Source organism: Phaeovulum vinaykumarii, from assembly GCF_900156695.1.
GTDB classification, from domain to species: Bacteria; Pseudomonadota; Alphaproteobacteria; order Rhodobacterales; family Rhodobacteraceae; genus Bieblia_A; species Bieblia_A vinaykumarii.
In genome coordinates this window covers 804,425-824,017 of the sequence record NZ_FTOM01000001.1, presented here as the reverse complement: position 1 = coordinate 824,017, position 19,593 = coordinate 804,425, and the positions used below count along the sequence as shown (strand labels likewise).

At 67.2% G+C, this 19,593-nt stretch carries 15 protein-coding genes; all 15 read left to right on the top strand.

Annotated features, from left to right (window positions below):
* Window positions 1–84 precede the first annotated feature (84 nt).
* The 15 genes from BW949_RS03805 (at window position 85) to BW949_RS03735 (ending at window position 19,586) form a co-directional block, all read left to right on the top strand.
* A complete protein-coding gene (locus BW949_RS03805) occupies window positions 85–576 on the top strand; it encodes a flagellar basal body-associated FliL family protein (RefSeq protein ID WP_076363549.1) in 492 nt (163 codons plus the stop codon).
* 12 nt (window positions 577–588) lie between these two features.
* Window positions 589–966 (top strand): phage tail length tape measure family protein, encoded by a 378-nt coding sequence (locus BW949_RS03800; protein ID WP_076363548.1) that lies wholly within the window; start codon window positions 589–591, stop codon window positions 964–966.
* Window positions 963–1,616, top strand: coding sequence for a MotE family protein (locus tag BW949_RS03795; protein ID WP_076363547.1), 654 nt, complete (start codon window positions 963–965; stop codon window positions 1,614–1,616). The genes BW949_RS03800 and BW949_RS03795 overlap by 4 nt, the downstream gene beginning before the upstream one ends.
* Before the next feature lie 76 nt (window positions 1,617–1,692).
* Window positions 1,693–2,562 carry a flagellar motor stator protein MotA gene (motA, locus tag BW949_RS03790; protein ID WP_076363546.1) on the top strand — a complete coding sequence of 290 codons (870 nt, stop codon included), beginning with the start codon at window positions 1,693–1,695 and terminating at the stop codon, window positions 2,560–2,562.
* Window positions 2,559–4,934, top strand: a complete 2,376-nt coding sequence (locus BW949_RS03785; protein WP_076363545.1) for a hypothetical protein — start codon at window positions 2,559–2,561, stop codon at window positions 4,932–4,934. Before motA ends, BW949_RS03785 begins: the two co-directional genes overlap by 4 nt.
* A 400-nt stretch (window positions 4,935–5,334) precedes the next feature.
* Window positions 5,335–7,626 (top strand): glycosyl hydrolase family 28-related protein, encoded by a 2,292-nt coding sequence (locus BW949_RS03780; RefSeq protein WP_076363544.1) that lies wholly within the window; start codon window positions 5,335–5,337, stop codon window positions 7,624–7,626.
* 107 nt (window positions 7,627–7,733) lie between these two features.
* Window positions 7,734–9,425, top strand: a complete 1,692-nt coding sequence (locus BW949_RS03775) for a SulP family inorganic anion transporter (RefSeq protein ID WP_076363543.1) — start codon at window positions 7,734–7,736, stop codon at window positions 9,423–9,425.
* Between the two features lie 313 nt (window positions 9,426–9,738).
* Entirely contained in the window at window positions 9,739–11,700 is a 1,962-nt protein-coding gene (gene acs / locus BW949_RS03770; RefSeq protein WP_076363542.1) for an acetate--CoA ligase, read from the top strand.
* Window position 11,701: 1 nt separating this feature from the next.
* On the top strand, window positions 11,702–12,409 hold the full coding sequence (locus tag BW949_RS03765) for an adenylate kinase (protein ID WP_407947235.1): 708 nt from the start codon (window positions 11,702–11,704) through the stop codon (window positions 12,407–12,409).
* Window positions 12,410–12,480: 71 nt separating this feature from the next.
* Window positions 12,481–12,738, top strand: coding sequence for a DUF4212 domain-containing protein (locus BW949_RS03760; RefSeq protein ID WP_076363540.1), 258 nt, complete (start codon window positions 12,481–12,483; stop codon window positions 12,736–12,738).
* Between the two features lie 15 nt (window positions 12,739–12,753).
* Entirely contained in the window at window positions 12,754–14,481 is a 1,728-nt protein-coding gene (locus BW949_RS03755) for a sodium:solute symporter family protein (protein WP_076363539.1), read from the top strand.
* Window positions 14,482–14,679: 198 nt separating this feature from the next.
* Window positions 14,680–16,521: a DUF294 nucleotidyltransferase-like domain-containing protein gene (locus BW949_RS03750; protein ID WP_076363538.1), complete on the top strand. Its 1,842-nt coding sequence runs from the start codon at window positions 14,680–14,682 to the stop codon at window positions 16,519–16,521.
* A gap of 13 nt (window positions 16,522–16,534) precedes the next feature.
* Window positions 16,535–17,068, top strand: a complete 534-nt coding sequence (locus BW949_RS03745) for a hypothetical protein (RefSeq protein ID WP_076363537.1) — start codon at window positions 16,535–16,537, stop codon at window positions 17,066–17,068.
* A 2-nt stretch (window positions 17,069–17,070) separates the two neighbouring features.
* Complete coding sequence (locus BW949_RS03740; RefSeq protein ID WP_076363536.1) at window positions 17,071–17,487, top strand: response regulator transcription factor; 417 nt, start codon at window positions 17,071–17,073, stop codon at window positions 17,485–17,487.
* Window positions 17,484–19,586, top strand: a complete 2,103-nt coding sequence (locus BW949_RS03735; RefSeq protein WP_076363535.1) for a 3'-5' exonuclease — start codon at window positions 17,484–17,486, stop codon at window positions 19,584–19,586. Before BW949_RS03740 ends, BW949_RS03735 begins: the two co-directional genes overlap by 4 nt.
* The last annotated feature ends 7 nt before the right edge of the window (window positions 19,587–19,593 follow it).

Genomic DNA, 19,593 nt, shown 5'->3' with positions numbered 1-19,593 from the left:
GAGCCATGCTTCCCAGATCGCCCTTAACAATCGGTTAGTGAGATCAGGTTTATATCGGCCTGAGTGAAAGAACGCGGGGTTGTCATGGCCGAAGAGAACGCAGAGGGCGAAGCCGCTCCCGAGAAGAAGTCGAAACTCCCGTTGATTCTGGGGGTTGTGCTGATGCTGGGCCTCGGCGGCGGCGGCTTTTTCGCCGTCTATTCGGGGATGATTCTCGGACAGGGCGAAGACGCCGCTCATGCCGAGGCAGAGGACGCGGTTCCCGTCGAACCGCTGCCGGATATCGCTTTCGTGCCGCTCGAGCCGCTGGTCGTGGCGCTCGGCGGAAACGGTGGCCGGCACCTGCGGTTCAACGCCCAGCTGGAAGTGGCCGGCCCCCACGAGGCCGAGGTCGCCCGGATCCTGCCGCGCGTCCTGGACGTGATCAACGGCTACCTCCAGGCGGTGGACGTGGATGAACTCGAGGCGCGGAACGCGCTGATCAAACTGCGCGCGCAGCTCTTGCGCCGTGTGCAGATCGTGACCGGTGAAGGCCGGGTCCGCGATCTTCTGGTGACGGAATTCGTCATCAATTGACAGGAGGCCAGAATGGAACTCATTTCGGATATTCTACTCGGTGCCGGCGCCCTGGGCGCGGCCGTCTATTGCATCGTTCTGGCCAAGCGGCTCAAACGGTTCAATCAGCTTGAAAACGGCATGGGCGGTGCGATCGCCGTGCTGTCGGCGCAGGTCGACGACATGACCAAGGCGCTTCAGAAGGCGCAGAGCACCTCGGCCTCTTCGGCGGCCACGCTCCAGGCGCTGACCGATCGTGCCGAGAAGGCGACCGAGCGGCTGGAGCTGCTGCTGGCTTCGCTGCACGATCTTCCCGAAAGCCCGGGCCCCGAGGATGGCGCCCGCCGTCCGCGCGTCGTGCGCCGTCGCGCCCGCCACGAGGGGCATGACAGCATGGAGGCTGCGGAATGAGCAAGCTGCGCGCCACGCGGGAGGCCCCCGCGGCCCGGAACGCCAAGGCGTCGGCCGCACCGCCCCCCAAGTCTGAAGCCCCTCGCGCGGGGGGGCGCAAACCTGCCCGCGGCGTGATCTGGGTTATTGTCGTGCTGATGGGCAGTTCCGGGCTGATTCGTCTGGGCGACGGGGTCAGCAAGGCCTTCGCGCTTGCCTCCGAGCCCGGCGCGCATGACGAAGCCGCGGCAAGCTGTGATGATCCGGGCACGCAGGCGCTGCTCGAGGCGCTGCGCGCACGTGAGAAGAAGCTCGACGCGCGCGAGGCCGAGCTTCAGGACCGGGCCCAGTCGATCAAGCTGGCCGAGACCCAGGTCGAGGAGCGAATCGCCTCGCTGGTCGAGGCTGAGCAGAACCTGGCCGCCACCATCCAGATGGCCGACAAGGCCGCCGAGAAGGACGTGGACCGGCTGGTCACGCTCTACGAGAACATGAAACCCAAGGAAGCGGCGCAGCTGTTTGAAGAAATGGCGCCCGAATTCGCCGCCGGGTTCCTGTCGCGCATGCGGCCGGATGCCGCCGCTGCGATCCTGTCGAAGGTTTCTCCGCAGAACGGCTATGCGATCAGTGTCCTGATGGCGGGACGTAATGCGAATGCTCCGAAAAACTGAGCGGTAAACCTTACCGCCGCAGATGCTTTGTTAACCCTGCCGGTCCATCCTCGGAGCGAGCAGACGAGGTAGGAACATGATCGGTATCATCGGCATCGTCATCATCTTTGCGATGGTTTTCGGCGGCTATATCGCAGCCGGTGGGAAGCTGGGCATCATCATCAAGGCGCTCCCGTTCGAGCTGATGATGATCGGCGGCGCCGCGGCGGGGGCCTTCGTGCTCTCGAACGACGGCGCGACGGTCAAGCACACGCTCAAGGACGTGGGCAAGGTGTTCAAGGGCCCGAAATGGAAGCCCGACGATTACCGCGACCTGCTGTGCCTTCTGTTCGAGCTGATCCGCCTGGCGCGCCAGAACCCCGTCGCCATCGAGGAGCATATCGAAGACCCCGAGAATTCCACGATCTTCGGCAAATATCCCAAGATCATGGCCGATCATTCCGCGGTGGACCTGATCTGCGATACGATGCGGGCTGCCTCGATGAACTATGACGACCCCCATCAGGTGGAAGAGGTGCTGGAAAAGCAGCTCGAGGCCAACCTGCATCATTCGCTGCATTCGAGCCATGCGCTCCAGTCGATGGCGGACGGTCTGCCCGCGCTGGGGATCGTGGCCGCCGTGCTGGGCGTGATCAAGACCATGGCTTCCATCGACCAGCCGCCCGAGATCCTGGGAAAGATGATCGGTGGCGCGCTCGTGGGCACCTTCCTGGGCGTGTTCCTAGCCTATGGCTTCGTCGGGCCCTTCGCGGTCAAGGTCAAGGCCGTGGTCGAGGAAGACAGTCATTTCTACAAGCTCATCCGCGAGGTGCTGGTCGCCAACCTGCACAACCACGCGACCAATATCTGCATCGAGGTGGGGCGCCAGAACACGCCGCACCACATCCGGCCCAGCTTCTCCGAGCTCGAGGAAGCTCTCAAGGCGGTCAAACAGGAGGCGGCATGATCCGGATTGCGCTGACCCTTGCGCTGGCTCTTGCGGTCCCGGCCTCGGCCGAGACCGTCGCCGTGCGTTCGGGCGAGCACGATACGTTTTCGCGGCTGGTCTTCCAGCTGGACAGGCCGACGCCCTGGACCCTGCGCCGCACCGATGGCGGCTACCGGCTGGCCTTTGATCGCGCCGACGTGTCCTTCGATACCGGCGGGGTGTTTCGGCTGATCCCCCGGACCCGCATCGTCGAGGTCGCGCCGGGGGCAGCGGGCACCTTGGCGGTGTCGGTCGCCGATGACACCCATGCCGATGCGTTCGAGCTTCGGCCCGGATTGGTCGTTCTGGATATCAAATCCGGGGCTGCCCCGGCCGGCTCGCCTTTCGAGCAGCGCGTCGAGGCCGCAGTGCCTGTGCCCGCGCCCGTCCCGCGCCCGCGCCCGTCGGTGGCGCAAATTCCGCCGATCCGAATCGTGCCGGCAGAGCGTCCGCTGGGCGGGCTCGACCCGCTGACCGATTTCTACTGGCGCAAGACGATGCAGCGCGACGCGCCGGTTCCGCGCCCGACAGAAGAGACGCGCGCCGCAGGCCAGGTGGCCGCCCGCGCCATCGAACCCTCGGCGGCGCAGGCCGCTGAAGGGGTTGGCAATGCGCGCGTCCGCGAGGCCGAACAGGCCTTGCTGATGCAACTCAGCCGGGCGGCAAGTCAGGGGATCGTGACCCTCGAACGCCGGCCCGACCGGATGTTCGTGAATGATGAAAACGTCGAGACCGAACCGCAGGAGGCGGCCGCGCCCTCCGACACCGACCCGCCGCCCGAGCAGGCCCAGGCCGTGCATGCCGAGACGGGGCTGCCGCTGCGGGCGGAAACGGTTTTCGACCGTGACGCGGGCTTTTCCACCGTGACGGAGGCGCTCAACAACATCACCCAGGGCTGCTATCCCGATCAGGCGTTCAACCTGTCGGGCTGGCTTGAGGATCGTCCGTTCGATCAGCAATTGGGCGACCGTCAGCGCGCCCTTGTCGGCGAGTTCGATCGCCCCGATCCCGATCAGATCCTGGGTCTGCAAAGGCTTTATCTGTCGGTCGGCTTCGGCACCGAGGCGCGCGCCGTGCGCGAGGCGTTCGGCCTCGAGACCGCCGAGGATGACGCCTTCAAGGCGATGGAGGCGATCTTCGAGGGCAAGCCGGTGCCGCCCGGAAATCGCGTGCGCGAGATGGCGTCCTGTGACACCGCCGCGGCCATGTGGGCCGTGCTGGCAAACGAGGATCTTGGGCGCAATTCGACCGTTGAAACCGCCGCCGTCCTGCGCAGCTTCTCGGCGCTGCCGTTGCCGATCCGGCGTATCCTGGGGCCGGATCTCGCGCGACGGATGATCGAGGTCGAGCGCCCGAAGGCCGCGTCGGAAATCCGCGATGCCATCGCACGGGCGCCGGGCGATCATGGTGCCGCGCTTGATATGGTCGAGGCCCGGATCAGCATCGCCGAGGGTGAGCCGCTCGAGGCCGAGAAGTCGCTTGCGCCGATTCTGTCCGAAGATGGCCCGGCCGCCCCCGAAGCCACCGTCCTGATGATCGAGACCATGGTCGGCGAGGGGCGCGCCCCCGATGAGGCCACGGTGGAATATGTCGCCGCGCTGGCCTTCGAGCATCGCAAGTCCGAAGACGGGCCGGAACTGGCACGTGCGCTGGCGCTTGCCACGGCGGCCACGGGGCAGATGGGCCGCGCCTTCGACACGCTCGAGACGATCCCGCGCAAGGCCGAGGAGATGCGCGCGAAGACCCGCCGCGACCTGTTCGGCCTCCTGGCCGAGGTGCCGGATGACCGCGTGTTCCTGGAACAGGCGCTTTTGCATCAATCGCAATATGCCGACACGCGGGTCGACTGGCCGGTGCATCAGGCGTTGGTGACGCGCATGCTGGATCTGGGCCTGCCCGAGCTGGCGCGCAGCTATGCCGATACGGTCCGCCCCCGCAGCGAGGCTGCCCGCTTTCTTCAGGCGCGTGTCGAGCTTGCAAACCGCGCGCCCGATCGCGCGCTCAACCAATTGCTGGGTCTGACGGGCGAAGATGCGGCGCGCATGCGGGCCGAGGCCTTCGCCATGAAGGGCGATCACCTGGCGGCGCGTGCAGCCTTCTCTGCCGCGGGCGATCAGCGCGAAGCGGCGCTTCAGGGCTGGCGCTCGGGGGATTGGAGCGCGCTTGAGGACATTGCCTCTGACGATCAGCTGGTGGCGCTGACCCCGTCGGGCAACGTGTCGCCGCCCGTGGCGGACAGTCCGCTGACCCCGCTTCCGGGCCCGATCACGCAAGGTCGTGAATTGCTGGCCCAGAGCGAGGCTACCCGCGCGGCCCTGCAATCCCTGATCGCGGATTTCCCGACCGAGTGATCGGCTGACCCGGCCTGGCCCGCGCCGGGTCGCAGTGCGCTGGACCCTACGCAGCCTTTGCGCCAAGGGGCCATGCTGCCGGGAACCCCCGGTCCAAAGCCGGCCCCCGCAGCGGGGCGCGTCGCGCCTCTCGCGCGGCAGCCGACCTGCCGGTGCGATCCTGCCCGCCCCCCCCCACACACAGACCATGGGCCGGGTGCGTGCCCGGTCCGCGGCGGGCAGCGCACGCTGGTCTGAGACCTTCTTCAGCATTTCACCCTAGCAATCGTTGCGCCGGATGCATGGGTCCGGCGGCCCCCAGCCCGAGCCCAAGGCGCAACCGCGCCGCACGCGCGCCCCGAGGCTGTGTGTTCCGGGCAGGCCAGGCTGGGCGGCCCGGAACTGGCGAAGGGGTTGACGGATGAACAAGGCGATCACGGACGGGCTGGTCTTCATGCCCACGGCGTTTGGCGCGGGGCTCGATGTCTGGTCGAGCGAGGACGGCACCACAGGATCGGCCACCTATCAGGGCGCGGCCAATGCGGCCATCGTGACCGGGGACCAGGATTTCGGCACCTGCCTCGAGATGCAGAAGACCGACGTCGTGCAGAAGCTGCGCTACATGGGCCAGACCCCGATCCTGCCCGGCTGCTATCTGCGTATCCGCGCGCGGGTGAAGGCGATGACGGGCAACCTGCCGTCGGTGCGGGTGGCGGGCTGGGCCGGCGGTGCGGGCGATGTGCATGTCAGCGGCCTGACCGAAACCGGCCCGGCCACGGCGCTTTCGGGCTATGGCGCCGTGGCCGAGATCTCGGCCATCGTCGGCACCGGCGGGCGCGGCGGCGTCGACATGCCCTGGGGGCTGACGCCGATCTACGGGCATTTCGGGCTGGACCTGATCGGCGCCAGCGGCGGTGTGGTGCGCATCGAGGATATCGTGATCGAGGACATCACCGAGGCCTATCTGCGCGACCTGATGGATTGGGTCGATGTGCGTGACTATGGCGCGCGGGGCGACGGGCTCAGCGACGATCACGCCGCCTTCGTGGCCGCCGATGCCGATGCCGACGGCCGCGCGATCCTGGTCCCCGAGGGCACCTATCGGATCGGCGCGAATCTGTCGCTGTCGGCGCCGGTGCGCTTTGTCGGGCATCTGGTCATGCCGGTGGCGGCGCGTCTGCTCCTGCTGTCGAACTATGACTTTCCCACCTATGCCGCGGCCTTCGGCGACGAGGTCGAGGGCTTTCGCAAGGCCTTCCAGGCGCTGTTCTATTACACCGACCACAACGTTCTGGATCTGGGCGGGCGCCAGGTGCACATCGACGCGCCCATCGTGCTGAGCGATCTTCTGCCCGATATCTCCAGCTTCTCGAACCGCCGCGTGGTCTGCAACGGCCAGTTCAACGTGACCGACAGCACCGCCTGGGCCAGCAGCACCGTCACGTCGGTGGCCAGCTATGCGGTCAGCCAGCCCACGGTCCTGACCGGGGTGGCCAATGTCGCCAACATTCCCGTCGGTGCGCGGGTCAGCGGGGCGGGCGTCGGCCGCGAGGTCTATGTGCGCGCGGTCAATGTGGGCGCGGGCACGGTGACGCTGTCGCAGCCGCTTTACGGCGGGTCGGGGACGCGCAGCTACAGCTTCACCCGCGACCGCTATCTGTTCGACTTCTCGGGGATGGCGCGGCTGGACCGCTTCAACTTTGCCGATATCGAGTTCCTTCTGAACGGCCGGGCCAGCGGCATCCTGCTGCCCCCCGCGGGCGAGATCTTCCAGATGCGCGACTGCTGGATGATGAAACCGCGCGACCGCGGCGTGACCTCGATCGGGCGGGGCTGTCAGGGGCTGTCGATCGACCGCTGCCATTTCATGTCGAACGAGACCGAAACGCGGGTGCAGGACCGCACCACGGTCGCGGTGAACGTCAACGCCAACGATCTGAAGATCCGCGAAAGCCGGTTCGTGCGTTTCGGGCTGACCTGCATTGCCGCCGGCACCGGGCACATGTTCACCGGCAATCACTGGTTTCAGGGCGACGACGAGACCGCCGGCGTGCGCGGCCCCGGTCTGGTGCTGACCACGCCCAACGTGCAGACCACCGTGACCGCGAATTACATCGACAACGCCAGCCTGGAATGGACCAACGAATATGCCCCCGACCCCGATCTGGGGGTGCAATATTCCTTTGGCGGGCTGACGGTGACGGGCAATACCTTCGTCGCCTCGAGCGCGCTGTCGTCCTTTGCCTGGTTCGTCTTCAAGCCCTATGGCACCGGCCATTTCATCCACGGGCTGACCATCTCGAACAATGCCTTCCGGACCTTTGCCTGCACCATCGACCGCATCGACACGGTCGACACGACCTTCGCCGATTTCAACTATACCCGGATGCGCAACATCGTGGTCGAGGGGAACAATTATTCCGGTGTCACCCAGTTCGTGTCGAACCCCGCGACGGTGGAATTCACCCAGTCCAGCGCGGCCGCGACCTGGGTGGTGGATGCCGAGCCGCTGTTGCCGCTCAATGGCTGGGCGCGCAATGTCGAGGGGCTGGTGGCCGAGGGCGCGATCCTCAATGCCTCGGGCGGGCGGGTGTCCGAAATGCCCTATGTCCTGGTCGAACAGGGCACCGACAACCGCGAAGTGCATGTCAAATGGTCCACCGCCGCGCGCGGGACGGTGCAGGTCAAGCTGCGGATGGACAATCTGAACTGAGCTGTCCGCCATGTGTTTCGGGGCATCCCGCCATGTGCGGGGCGGGGTGCCCTTGACAAGTCGGGGACGGGGGTCGTTCATGTGCGCAGATTCCAGGGACATGACCGATGACCACCAAGCCCGAGGCCCCCGACGGCGGGGGCAGCGACCTTTTGCCCAAGACGCTGACCACCCTGACCGAAGGCTATGATCTGGGCGCCTTCCGCGCCGATGTGATTGCCGGGTTGACGGTGGCCATCGTGGCGTTGCCGCTGTCGACGGCGATCGCCATCGCCTCGGGGGTGGGGCCCGAGCGCGGGCTCTATACCGCCATTGTCGGCGGCTTTCTCGTCTCGGCCTTCGGCGGTTCGCGCTATCAGATCGGCGGGCCGGCGGGGGCCTTCATCGTTCTGGTGGCGGCCTGCGTGACCCAGATCGGGGTGGCGGGGCTGGTGCTGGCCACCTTCCTGTCGGGGCTGATGCTGATGGGGCTGGGGCTGGCGCGGCTGGGCAGCTATATCCGCTTCATCCCCTTTCCGGTTACGCTGGGCTTCACCGCGGGGATCGGCGTCATCATCTTTTCCAGTCAGATCAAGGATCTGCTGGGCCTGCAGCTGACGGGCCCCGAACCCGGACCGCTGCTGGAGAAGCTGCCCGCGCTCTGGGACGCGCGCGACAGCTTCAGCCTGGCCGCGCTGGCCGTGGCGCTGGGCACGATCGCGGTGATCGAGCTGACCAAGCGCTATGCCCCGCGCCTGCCCAGCCTGCTGCTGGGGATCGTGACAGCCGCGGTCGTGGTGGCCATGACCGGCCTTCCGGTCGAGACGATCGGGTCGCGCTTCGGGGAATTGCCGCGCTCGCTGCCGGTGCCGGCGCTGCCGGATCTTTCCCCCGACCTGATCTGGGCGGCGCTGCCCTGGGCGGCCAGCTTCACCCTGCTGGGGGCGATCGAATCGCTTCTGTCGGCCATGGTCGCCGATGGCATGGCCGGCACCCAGCACCGCTCGAACGCCGAGCTGGTGGGGCAGGGCATTGCCAACATGGGCGCGGCGCTGGTGGGTGGCTTTTGCGTGACCGGCACCATCGCGCGCACCGCGACCAATGTGCGGGCGGGCTCGCGCGGGCCGGTGTCGGGGATGCTGCATGCGCTGTTCGTGCTGGGCTTCATGGTGGTGGCGGCGCCGCTTGCCGCCTATATCCCGCTGCCGGCGCTGGCCGGGCTTCTGGCGATCGTGGCGTGGAACATGATCGAGCGCGAGGAAATCGCGGCGCTTGTGCGGGCCTCGCGGGCCGAGGCGCTGGTGCTGGCGGTGACCTTTGCCGTCGTGGTGCTGCGCGATCTGTCCGAAGGGATCGTGGTGGGGTTCGCGCTGGGCGGGCTGGTCTTCATCCGGCGGATGTCCGAGGCGGTTGCGCTCGAGGCCGAGGAGGTGCCCGCCGCCGCCGTTGCCGCCCAGGACGAGGATGCGCGCGCCCGCGATATCGTCATCTATCGGTTGCGGGGGGTGATCTTCTTCGGAGCGGCGGCCCGGCTGGGGGTGGCGCTCGAGCGGATCGCCAGCCGGCCGCGCGGCTTTGTCGTCGATCTGACCGACGTGCCTTTCGTCGACACCAGCGGGGCGCGGATGCTGCATGCGCTGGCCCGCAAGATGGCGCGCCGCGGCGGGCAGCTCTATATCACCGGCGCCCGCCCCGAGGCCCGGCGCGTCCTGCGTGCCCAGGGTCTGCGCGCGCCCGAGGCGATCTTCCTGCCCGATGTGGCCACGGTCTTTGCCAGGGATGACCGGCACCAGACCCGCCCGCCCGATCCGAATCGCTGACCCTTTCCCGTCATGGCGACAGATCAGCACGGCCCGTTCCCGCCTTTGCGGGAGCGGGCCGTTCGCATTGTGCGCGTCAACAGGCAAGATCTTGAAACGCGGTCAAAATTCCTTGTCAATGCGCTAACAATTTACAAATACAGCCACATTCGTGTGAATGAATTTACAAAAAAATTCAATTCACAAAGGGGCTTACGTTAAAAAGGGAAACCGGTTTACAGTTAAGGTGGAAAATATTTCGGCTGCCGGTCTGGGCGGCCTGGCGGGGTCTCGAGGCCCGCTGCACTCAAGGGAGGACGCCATGACGGCAACCATGGAACAGATCGAGGACCATCCGAAGCTCAAGCCGGTGCCGGCAGGGTTCGAGAAGGCCCATTGCGACATCGCCAAATACCGCGAGATGTACAATGAATCGATCAGCGACCCCGATGCGTTCTGGGGCCGTGAGGGCAAGCGTCTGGACTGGATCAAGCCCTATACCCGCGTCAAGAACACCGACTTCACCTTTGGCCAGGTGTCGATCAAGTGGTTCGAGGACGGCGTCCTGAACGTGGCCTATAACTGCGTCGACCGTCACCTGGCGACCCGCGGCGATCAGACCGCGATCATCTTCGAACCCGATGATCCCGAAACCCCGGCCCAGCACATCACCTATCGTCAGCTGCACGAGAAGGTGAACCGCATGGCCAACGTCCTGCTCAGCCAGGGCGTGATGCGCGGCGACCGCGTCGTGATCTATCTGCCGATGATCCCCGAGGCCGCCTATGCCATGCTGGCCTGCGCGCGCATCGGCGCCATCCATTCGATCGTCTTCGCCGGCTTCTCGCCCGATGCGCTGGCCAACCGGATCAACGATTGCGGCGCCAAGCTGGTCATCACCGCCGACACCGCCCCGCGCGGTGGTCGCCGCACGCCGCTGAAGTCGAACACCGATGCGGCACTTCTGCACTGCTCGGACCGCGTGCGCTGCCTTGTGGTCAAGCACACCGGCGACCAGATCCACTGGATCCAGGGCCGTGACGTGGACCTGCTGGCGCAGATGGAGCACGCCAGCCCCGAATGCCCGCCGCGCCCGATGAACGCCGAAGACCCGCTGTTCATCCTCTATACCTCGGGCTCGACCGGCAAGCCGAAGGGCGTCGTGCATACCTCGGGCGGCTATCTCGTCTATGCCGCGATGACGCATCAATACACCTTCGACTATCACGACGGCGACGTGTTCTGGTGCACCGCGGACGTGGGCTGGGTCACCGGCCACAGCTACATCGTCTATGGTCCGCTGGCCAATGGCGCCACCACCGTCATGTTCGAGGGCGTGCCGACCTATCCCGATCCGGGCCGGTTCTGGGCGGTGTGCGAAAAGCACAAGGTCAACCAGTTCTACACCGCGCCCACCGCGATCCGCGCGCTGATGGGGCAGGGGCCGGAATGGGTCGAGAAATACGACCTGTCCAGCCTCAAGGTGCTGGGTTCGGTGGGCGAACCCATCAACCCCGAAGCCTGGGTCTGGTATGACAAGCACGTCGGCAAGGGCAAATGCCCCATCGTCGACACCTTCTGGCAGACCGAGACCGGCGGCCACATGCTGACGCCGCTGCCCGGCGCCACGGCGACCAAGCCCGGCTCGGCCACGACGCCGTTCTTCGGGGTGAAGCCGGTGGTTCTTGACCCGACCACGGGCCGCCGCATCGGCGAGACCGAGGCCGAGGGCGTGCTCTGCATCGCCGACAGCTGGCCGGGACAGATGCGCACTGTCTGGGGCGACCACGAGCGCTTCCAGGAGACCTATTTCCAGCAATACAAGGGCTATTACTTCACCGGCGACGGTTGCCGCCGCGACGAGGACGGCTATTACTGGATCACCGGCCGCGTCGATGACGTCATCAACGTCTCGGGGCACCGCATGGGCACCGCCGAAGTCGAAAGCGCGCTGGTCGCCCACCAGAAGGTCGCCGAAGCGGCGGTCGTGGGCTATCCGCACGACCTCAAGGGGCAGGGCATCTACGCCTATGTCACCTTGATGAACGACGTCGAGCCCAGCGACGAGCTGCGCAAGGAGCTGGTGAAATGGGTCCGCACCGAGATCGGCCCGATCGCCACGCCCGACCTCATCCAATGGGCGCCGGGCCTGCCCAAGACGCGCTCGGGCAAGATCATGCGCCGCATCCTGCGCAAGATCGCCGAGAACGACTTTGGCTCGCTGGGCGACATCACCACGCTGGCCGATCCGTCGGTGGTCCAGAACCTGATCGACAACCGGATGAACCGGGGCTGAGATCGTGGGGGAACAGACCGACACCTGCGTCGATGCCGGCACCGGCGCGCCCGTGGTGATCCTGCTCGGGCCTCCGGGCGCGGGCAAGGGCACCCAGGCGCGGCGGCTGGAGGAGGGCCACGGCCTGGTCCAGCTGTCCACGGGCGACATGCTGCGCGCGGCGGTGGCCGCGGGCACGCCCGCGGGCCTGGCGGCGAAATCGGTGATGGAGGCCGGCGGCCTTGTCTCCGACGAGATCGTGCTGGCGATTCTGTCCGATCGCATGGCCCAGCCCGACGTGGCCGCGGGGGTGATCCTCGACGGCTTTCCGCGCACCGCGGGGCAGGCGGCGGCGCTTGACGACATGCTGGCTGCGGCCGGTCAATGCGTCGGCGCCGCGATCAGCCTCGAGGTGGACGACGAGGCCATGATCGCCCGCGTCGCCGGCCGCTTTACCTGCGGCCGCTGCGGCGAGGGCTATCACGACCAGTTCAAGCAGACCCGGCAGGAGGGGGTCTGCGACAAATGCGGCGGCACGGAGTTCAAGCGCCGGGCCGACGACAATGCCGAGACGGCGCGCGAGAGGCTCAAGGCCTATCACGACCAGACGGCACCGCTGATCGCCCATTACGAAAGCATGGGTGTGCTGCAACGGGTCGATGCCATGGCGTCGATCGAGGAGGTTGCAGGGGCTCTGGGGCAGCTCGTCTCGGCGCTTTCGGCACATTGAAGGGGGAAGGCTGGTGCGGGCGCCCGACGCCCGCAACCGGTCTCTGGAGGAAACCAAAGGGAGTAACGTCAATGGCGGACAAATCTTCGTCCAATGCCTATTGGAAGGCGAATGTCTCGATGATCCGGGTCTTCCTGGTCATCTGGTTCATCGCATCCTTCGGCATGGGCATCCTGTTCCGGCCGATGCTGAAAGGCATCGAGATCGGGGGGACCGACCTGGGCTTCTGGTTCGCCCAGCAAGGGTCGATCCTCGTGTTCCTGGTCCTGATCTTCACCTACGCGGCGCGCATGAACAAGCTCGACCGCGAGCACGGCGTCGACGAATAAGGGAGGGGAAGAGGAATGGATCAGTTTACGCTCAACCTGCTGGTGGTGGGCGCGACCTTCGCGCTCTACATCGGCATCGCGATCTGGGCCCGCGCGGGCTCGACCGCGGAATTCTACGCCGCCGGCCGCGGCGTCAACCCGGTCATGAACGGCATGGCCACCGGGGCCGACTGGATGTCGGCGGCCTCGTTCATCTCGATGGCGGGGATCATCTCCTTCGGGGGCTATGACACCTCGGCCTATCTGATGGGCTGGACCGGCGGCTATGTGCTGCTGGCGATGCTGCTGGCGCCCTATCTGCGCAAGTTCGGCAAGTTCACCGTGCCGGAATTCATCGGTGACCGCTTCTATTCGAGCTCCGCGCGCATGGTGGCCGTTGTCTGCCTGATCGTCGCCTCGATCACCTATGTGATCGGCCAGATGACCGGCGTGGGCGTCGCCTTCTCGCGCTTCCTCGAGGTGGACGTGGCCACCGGTCTTTATATCGGCGCGGCGATCGTGTTCCTCTATGCGGTTCTGGGCGGCATGAAGGGCATCACCTACACCCAGGTGGCGCAATATGTCGTGCTGATCATCGCCTACACGATCCCGGCGGTCTTCATCTCGCTGCAACTGACCGGCAACCCGATCCCGGGTCTGGGCCTGTTCTCGGATGCCACCTCGACCGGCCAGCCGCTGCTGACCACGCTCGAGGGCATGCTCAAGGATCTGGGGTTCAAGACCTATACCGAACAGCATGACACCACGCTGAACATGTTCCTGTTCACCGTGTCGCTGATGATCGGCACCGCGGGTCTGCCGCATGTCATCGTGCGCTTCTTCACCGTGCCGAAGGTGGCCGATGCGCGGTCGTCGGCCGGCTGGGCGCTGGTCTTCATTGCGCTGCTCTACCTGACCGCTCCGGCGGTGGGGGCGATGGCCCGCATGAACCTGATCTCGACCGTCTATCCGAACGGCACGACCGAGGCCCCGATCGCCTATGACGCCCGTCCCGACTGGGTGGCGAACTGGGAAAAGACCGGCCTGCTGAAGTTCGAGGACAAGAACGGCGACGGCCTGATCAACTACACCGCCAGCGAGGACGAGAACGAGCTGACCGTGAACCGTGACATCATGGTTCTGGCCAACCCGGAAATCGCCAACCTGCCGGGCTGGGTCATTGCACTGATCGCTGCGGGCGGTCTTGCGGCGGCGCTCTCGACGGCGGCGGGCCTCTTGATGGCCATTTCCTCGGCGGTGTCGCACGACCTCATCAAGGGGCAGCTCAACCCCAACATCTCGGAGAAGGGCGAACTTCTGGCCGCCCGGATCGCGATGGCGGTGGCGATCGCCGTGGCCACCTATCTGGGTCTGAACCCGCCGGGCTTTGCGGCCCAGACGGTGGCCCTGGCCTTCGGCCTGGCGGCGGCCTCGATCTTCCCGGCGCTGATGATGGGCATCTTCTCGAAGCGCATCAACAATGTCGGCGCGGTTGCGGGCATGGTTGCCGGTCTGGTCGTGACGATCATCTACATCTTCCTGCACAAGGGCTGGTTCTTCATCGCCGGCACCGCGTCCTTCTCGGATGCCGACCCGCTGCTGCTGTCGATCAAGTCGACCTCGTTCGGGGCGATCGGCGCGCTGGTCAACTTCGCGGTGGCCTTCGCGGTCTCCTCGGCGACCAAGGAACCGCCGGTCGAGGTTCAGGAGCTGGTGGAATCGATCCGCATCCCGCGCGGTGCGGGCTCGGCCACCGGCCACTGAGGCTGACCCTTTGCGCCGGGCCTTTTCGGGTCCGGCGCTTTCCGTCCCCTGCGGGCGGTGGCAAGATCCGGGCCGGGCGAGTTGTCGCCCGCCCGTCATCGCCCGAAGCTGCGGGCCGGGGTCTGGCGCCCGTCATCGGCCAGAGTGTTTCCGCGGTGTTTGCGCGCGTTGCAAGGCGTTCTGGGGGGAGAGTGCGACATGGAGACCTCGGTTCCGGCGATCCAGGTGTTTCTGGAATCCGTGCATCCCTATGACAGCCTGCCGCGTGACGAGCTGACCCGCGTGGCCCAGGCGATGATGCCCAGGCTCTATGCGCCGGGCGATCTGATCTACGAGATCGACGAGCCCCTGGGCGGCATCTTCCTGATCAAGGCCGGCGGCGTCGAGATCACCGACCGCAACGGCGCCATGGTCTCGCTTCTGTCGCCCCGCAACACCTTTGGCGAACGCGGGCTGATGCGCGACGGGATAGCCGCCACCACGGCGCGCGCCCGCGACGACAGCGTCGTGCTGATGCTGCCCAAGGCCGAATTCACCCGCCTGACCGAGGCGTATCCCCAGTTCCAGCGCTTCTTCAACCGCTCGCGCCCGGCCGAGGCGCGGCCCGGCGGGTCGGATCTGACCACGCAGAAGGTGGCCGATCTGGTCGCGCGGGCGCCGCTGTCCTGTTCGCCCGCCGACACCGTGGCCGAGGCCGCGCGGATGATGCGCGAGGCGCATGCCTCCTCGCTGGGGGTGACCGAGCCCATGGAGGGCGGCGCGCGTCTCCTGGGCATCATCACCCAGCGCGACCTGTCCAACAAGATCCTGGCCGAGGGGCGCGATCCGCTGACCCCCGTGGGCCAGGTGATGACCGCCGATCCGATCGCGCTGCCGCCCAATGCGCTGGGCTCGGACATCCTGCATATCATGCTGGAACGCCGGATCGGGCATCTTCCCATCGTCGATCACGGCCGCTTCGTCGGCATGATCACCCAGACCGACCTGACGCGCTTCATGGCGGTGTCCTCGGCGGTGCTGATCCGCGATGTGGCCCTGGCCACCAGCGTGGCCGAGATGGCCTCGGTCACGGCGCGCATTCCGCAGCTTCTGGTGCAACTGGTCGCGGGGCATCTGTCCCACGAGGTGGTGACGCGGCTCATCACCGATATCGCCGATACGGTGACGCGCCGCCTGATCGCCATGGCCGAGGCCGAACTGGGGGCCGCACCCGTGCCCTTTGTCTGGGCGGCCTGCGGCAGCCAGGGCCGGCAGGAACAGACCGGCGTGTCCGATCAGGACAATTGCCTGATCATCGACGACCGCGCCACCGAGGCGGACATGGCCTGGTTCGAGGCGATGGCGCGTTTCGTCTGCGACGGGCTCGACGCCTGCGGCTATGTCTATTGCCCCGGCGACATGATGGCGACGGCGCCGCGCTGGCGGGCGCGCCAATCCGTCTGGCGCGAGCATTTCCGCGGCTGGATCGCCAAGCCCAGCCCCGAGGCGCAGATGCTGGCCTCGGTGATGTTCGACCTGCGCCCGATCGGTGGCACTGCCAGCCTCTATCACGACCTTCAGGCCGAGACGCTCGAGAGCGCCGCCAAGAATTCGATCTTCGTGGCGCATATGGTGTCCAACAGCCTCAAGCATACGCCGCCGCTGGGGCTGATCCGGGGCTTTGCCACCATCCGCTCGGGCGAGCACCGCAACCATATCGACCTCAAGCATAACGGCGTCGTGCCGGTCACCGATCTGGCGCGCATCTATGCGCTTCAGGGGCGCCTGCCCGAAGTCAACACCCGCGCCCGCCTGCAAGGCGCCGAGGATGCGGGCATCATCTCGGCCTCGGGGGCGCGCGACCTGATCGAGGCCTATGACCTGATCGCCACCATGCGGCTCGAGAACCAGGCGCATCTGGTGCGCTCGGGGCGCAAGCCGGACAATTACCTTGCGCCCTCGGACCTGTCGGATTTCGAGCGCAGCCACCTGCGCGATGCCTTCGTCGTGGTGCGCACGATGCAAAGCTCGGCCGGTCACGGCAAGGGCCCGCTGAGTTGAAGGACCACGAAGAATGACCAATGATCTCATCACCATGCTTGCATCGGGCGCGCTGGCGTTCTGTGTGATCTTCGCCTTCGGGCATGTGGCGCGCCGGATGGGGATGCGCCTGCCCAAGTGGATCATGCCGGCCGCGGTCGGCGTGTCGATGCTGGTGTCGACGATCTGGTCGGAATATTCGTGGTATCCGCGCCTGCGCGCCGCCCTTCCCGAAAGCCTTGTGGTGTTCAACCCGGTCGAGGAAAGCGCGCCCTGGCGGCCCTGGACCTATCTCGCGCCGATCACCACGCGCTTCATGGCCATCGACCGCGACCGGGTCGAGCGTCTGGCCGCCGCCCCCGATATCGCGCTGGCCAAGGTGCTGCTGATCGGGCGCTGGCAATCCATGCAGGCCGTGCCCACCGCCTTTGACTGTGCCGCCTCTGCGCGCGCCGACCTGATCGGGGGGGGCGGCATCGACCGCGAGGGGAACCTCAAGGGCGGCGCGCAATGGCGCCCGCTGCCAGACGGCGACCCGATGCTGCGCGCTGCGTGTGACAGGGGGTGAGAATGGGTGAGGCAGGCCGGAAACCGCGTGTCCTTGTCGTCGAGGACGAGGACAACATCGCCATCGCGCTGGATTATCTGCTCAGCCGCGAGGGCTATGACCATGCCCGGCTGGACACCGGCGCCGGCGCCGTCGACCGCATCCGTGCCACGCGCCCCGATCTGGTGTTGCTGGACGTGATGCTGCCCGGCGTCTCGGGCTATGAGATCTGCCAGGACGTGCGCATGGATCCGGCGCTGGCGGATGTGCGCATCCTGATGATGACCGCGCGCGGCTCGGCGATGGAGCGGCGCAAGGGTCTGGCGCTGGGCGCGGACGGGTTCATCTCGAAACCCTTCGAGCTGGGCGAATTGCGCGCCGAGGTGCACCGTATCCTTGATGCGCCGGCGCTGGCGCCCGACGGCGGGGCCGCCCCGTGATCGCCCGCCTCAGCCTGCGGCTGCGCGTCTTCCTGTTCTTCGCGGCGCTCGCGGCAGGCAATGTCGCGGCGCTGGGGGCGGGGCTCTATTTCGGCTATCACCGGCTGGGCGATCCGTCGGTTCTCAACGGCTTCATCATCGGCGGGGCCACGGCAGGCTTTGCCATCATCGGCCTGATCACCTGGGTCTGGTATCTCTTCGACGAAAACGTCGCACGCCCGATCGAGCGGCTGGCGGGGGGGATGCGCGCGCGTGCGCATGCCGATGTCGGCTCCGAGATCGACCATGCCCCGGCGCGGTATCTGGGCGATCTGGCCCCGGCCGCGGCCGCGGTGACGGAAAACCTGTCGCAGACCCGCAACGCCCTGGCCGAGGCCGTCGCGCGCGAGACCACCCGTCTGGCCGGCGAGAAGGACTGGCTCGAGACGCTGCTGGCCGATGTGCCGGTGGGGGTGCTTCTGTGCACGCCGCGCCACAAGCTGGTGTTCTACAACGGGCAGGCGGTGGACCTGCTGGGGCATTTCGATGCCGCCCATGCGCCCGGGCTTGACCGGCGCGTCTTCGATTACCTGCACGAGGCGCCGATCCGGCACGCCTATTCGCGCCTGATCGCCACCGCGGATCCGGATGTGGCGACCGACCTTCTGTGCGCCACCACGGATTCGGGGCGGGTTCTGGCGGCGCGGATGCGGCTTTTGTGCCCGTCGCAGACGCCGGGGGCGGGCGCGCCGGGCTATGTGCTGACCCTGCGCGACGTGACCGGCGATCTGGCCGCCCATGCCGCGCGCGAACGCCTGATGGACGAATTCTTCGAACGGCTGCGCCATCCGGCGGCCAATCTGCAAAGCCTGATCGGGGTGGTGGCGGAAACCGGCGACACGCTGCCCGGCGGCCTTCTGCCCGAGGGGATGTGCACCGCCATGCGCACCGAGGCTGCGGCGCTGGGCACGGCCATCAAGGACATGTCCGAACGCCATGACGCCACCCGCGCCGATTGGTGGCCGCTGTCGCTGATCCGCGCCGCCGACCTGAGCGCGGCGGTGCAGGCGCGGCTGGCGGCGGTCGAGCTGCGCGTCGAGGCCGAGACCGAGGATCTGATCCTGCGCTGCGACGGCTTCGAGATCGTGGCGCTGATCGCGGCGCTGATCCTGCGCGCCGAGGAAGGCGGGCGCGACGGCTTCACCCTGCGCGTCGAGGCCGACGGGGCGGGCGCGCTGATCTCGATCGGCTGGCGGGGGGCTCCGGTCGCGCTGGCCGATCTGGAACGCTGGCTGGCCGCGCCGCTCGAGGTGGGCATGGCCGATGTGACCGGCCATCGCGTGCTGTCGGTCCATGCCACCGAATGCTGGCCCGAGGGCGGTCCCGCGCCGCGCATCTGCCTGCCGCTGCGCGAGGCGCGCCGCGATACCGCGCGTCCGCCCGCAGTGCCGCGCGCGGTGGTCTATGATTTCGAACTGTTGTCCAAGGCGCCGACCGCCGAGGTGGTGGCCTCGCGGCTCGAGGATCTGACCTATGTCGTCTTCGACACCGAGACGACGGGCCTTTTGCCTTCGGACGGGGACGAGATCGTCCAGATCGCCGCGGTGCGCATCGTCAACGGCCGCCGCGTCGAGACCGAGGTCTTTGACACGCTGGTCAATCCGGGCCGGCCCATTCCGCCCGGCGCGACCGAGGTCCACGGCATCACCGAGGCGATGGTGGCCGACGCGCCCGACATTGCCGAAGTGGGCCGGCGCTTTCACAAATTCGCCGAAGGCGCGGTGCTGGTGGCGCATAACGCGCCCTTCGACATGGAATTCCTGCGCCGCCACGAGGCCGGGATCGGCAAGGTCTTCGACAATCCGGTGCTGGACACGGTGCTGCTGTCGGCGGTGGTCTTCGGCCAGTCCGAGAGCCATTCGCTCGATGCGCTGACGCATCGGCTGGGCATCACCATCCCCGAGGAGGCCCGCCACACCGCCATCGGCGACACGCTGGCGACGGCGGATGCGTTCCTCAAGCTGTTGCCGGCGCTGAAGGCGCGCGGGCTGACCACCTTCGGCGCCGTCCTCGAGGAGGTGCGCAAGCATGGTCGTCTGCTCAAGGATCTGAACGCCTGAGGCCCGC

Excerpts from the sequence above, each read along its gene's own strand:
- acs (WP_076363542.1), top strand. The coding sequence starts at position 9,739 with ATGGAACAGATCGAGGACCATCCGAAGCTCAAGCCGGTGCCGGCAGGG.
- BW949_RS03800 (WP_076363548.1), top strand. The coding sequence starts at position 589 with ATGGAACTCATTTCGGATATTCTACTCGGTGCCGGCGCCCTGGGCGCG.
- BW949_RS03755 (WP_076363539.1), top strand. The coding sequence starts at position 12,754 with ATGGATCAGTTTACGCTCAACCTGCTGGTGGTGGGCGCGACCTTCGCG.
- BW949_RS03740 (WP_076363536.1), top strand. The coding sequence starts at position 17,071 with ATGGGTGAGGCAGGCCGGAAACCGCGTGTCCTTGTCGTCGAGGACGAG.
- BW949_RS03760 (WP_076363540.1), top strand. The coding sequence starts at position 12,481 with ATGGCGGACAAATCTTCGTCCAATGCCTATTGGAAGGCGAATGTCTCG.
- BW949_RS03805 (WP_076363549.1), top strand. The coding sequence starts at position 85 with ATGGCCGAAGAGAACGCAGAGGGCGAAGCCGCTCCCGAGAAGAAGTCG.
- BW949_RS03775 (WP_076363543.1), top strand. The coding sequence starts at position 7,734 with ATGACCACCAAGCCCGAGGCCCCCGACGGCGGGGGCAGCGACCTTTTG.
- motA (WP_076363546.1), top strand. The coding sequence starts at position 1,693 with ATGATCGGTATCATCGGCATCGTCATCATCTTTGCGATGGTTTTCGGC.
- BW949_RS03745 (WP_076363537.1), top strand. The coding sequence starts at position 16,535 with ATGACCAATGATCTCATCACCATGCTTGCATCGGGCGCGCTGGCGTTC.
- BW949_RS03780 (WP_076363544.1), top strand. The coding sequence starts at position 5,335 with ATGAACAAGGCGATCACGGACGGGCTGGTCTTCATGCCCACGGCGTTT.
- BW949_RS03750 (WP_076363538.1), top strand. The coding sequence starts at position 14,680 with ATGGAGACCTCGGTTCCGGCGATCCAGGTGTTTCTGGAATCCGTGCAT.
- BW949_RS03795 (WP_076363547.1), top strand. The coding sequence starts at position 963 with ATGAGCAAGCTGCGCGCCACGCGGGAGGCCCCCGCGGCCCGGAACGCC.
- BW949_RS03785 (WP_076363545.1), top strand. The coding sequence starts at position 2,559 with ATGATCCGGATTGCGCTGACCCTTGCGCTGGCTCTTGCGGTCCCGGCC.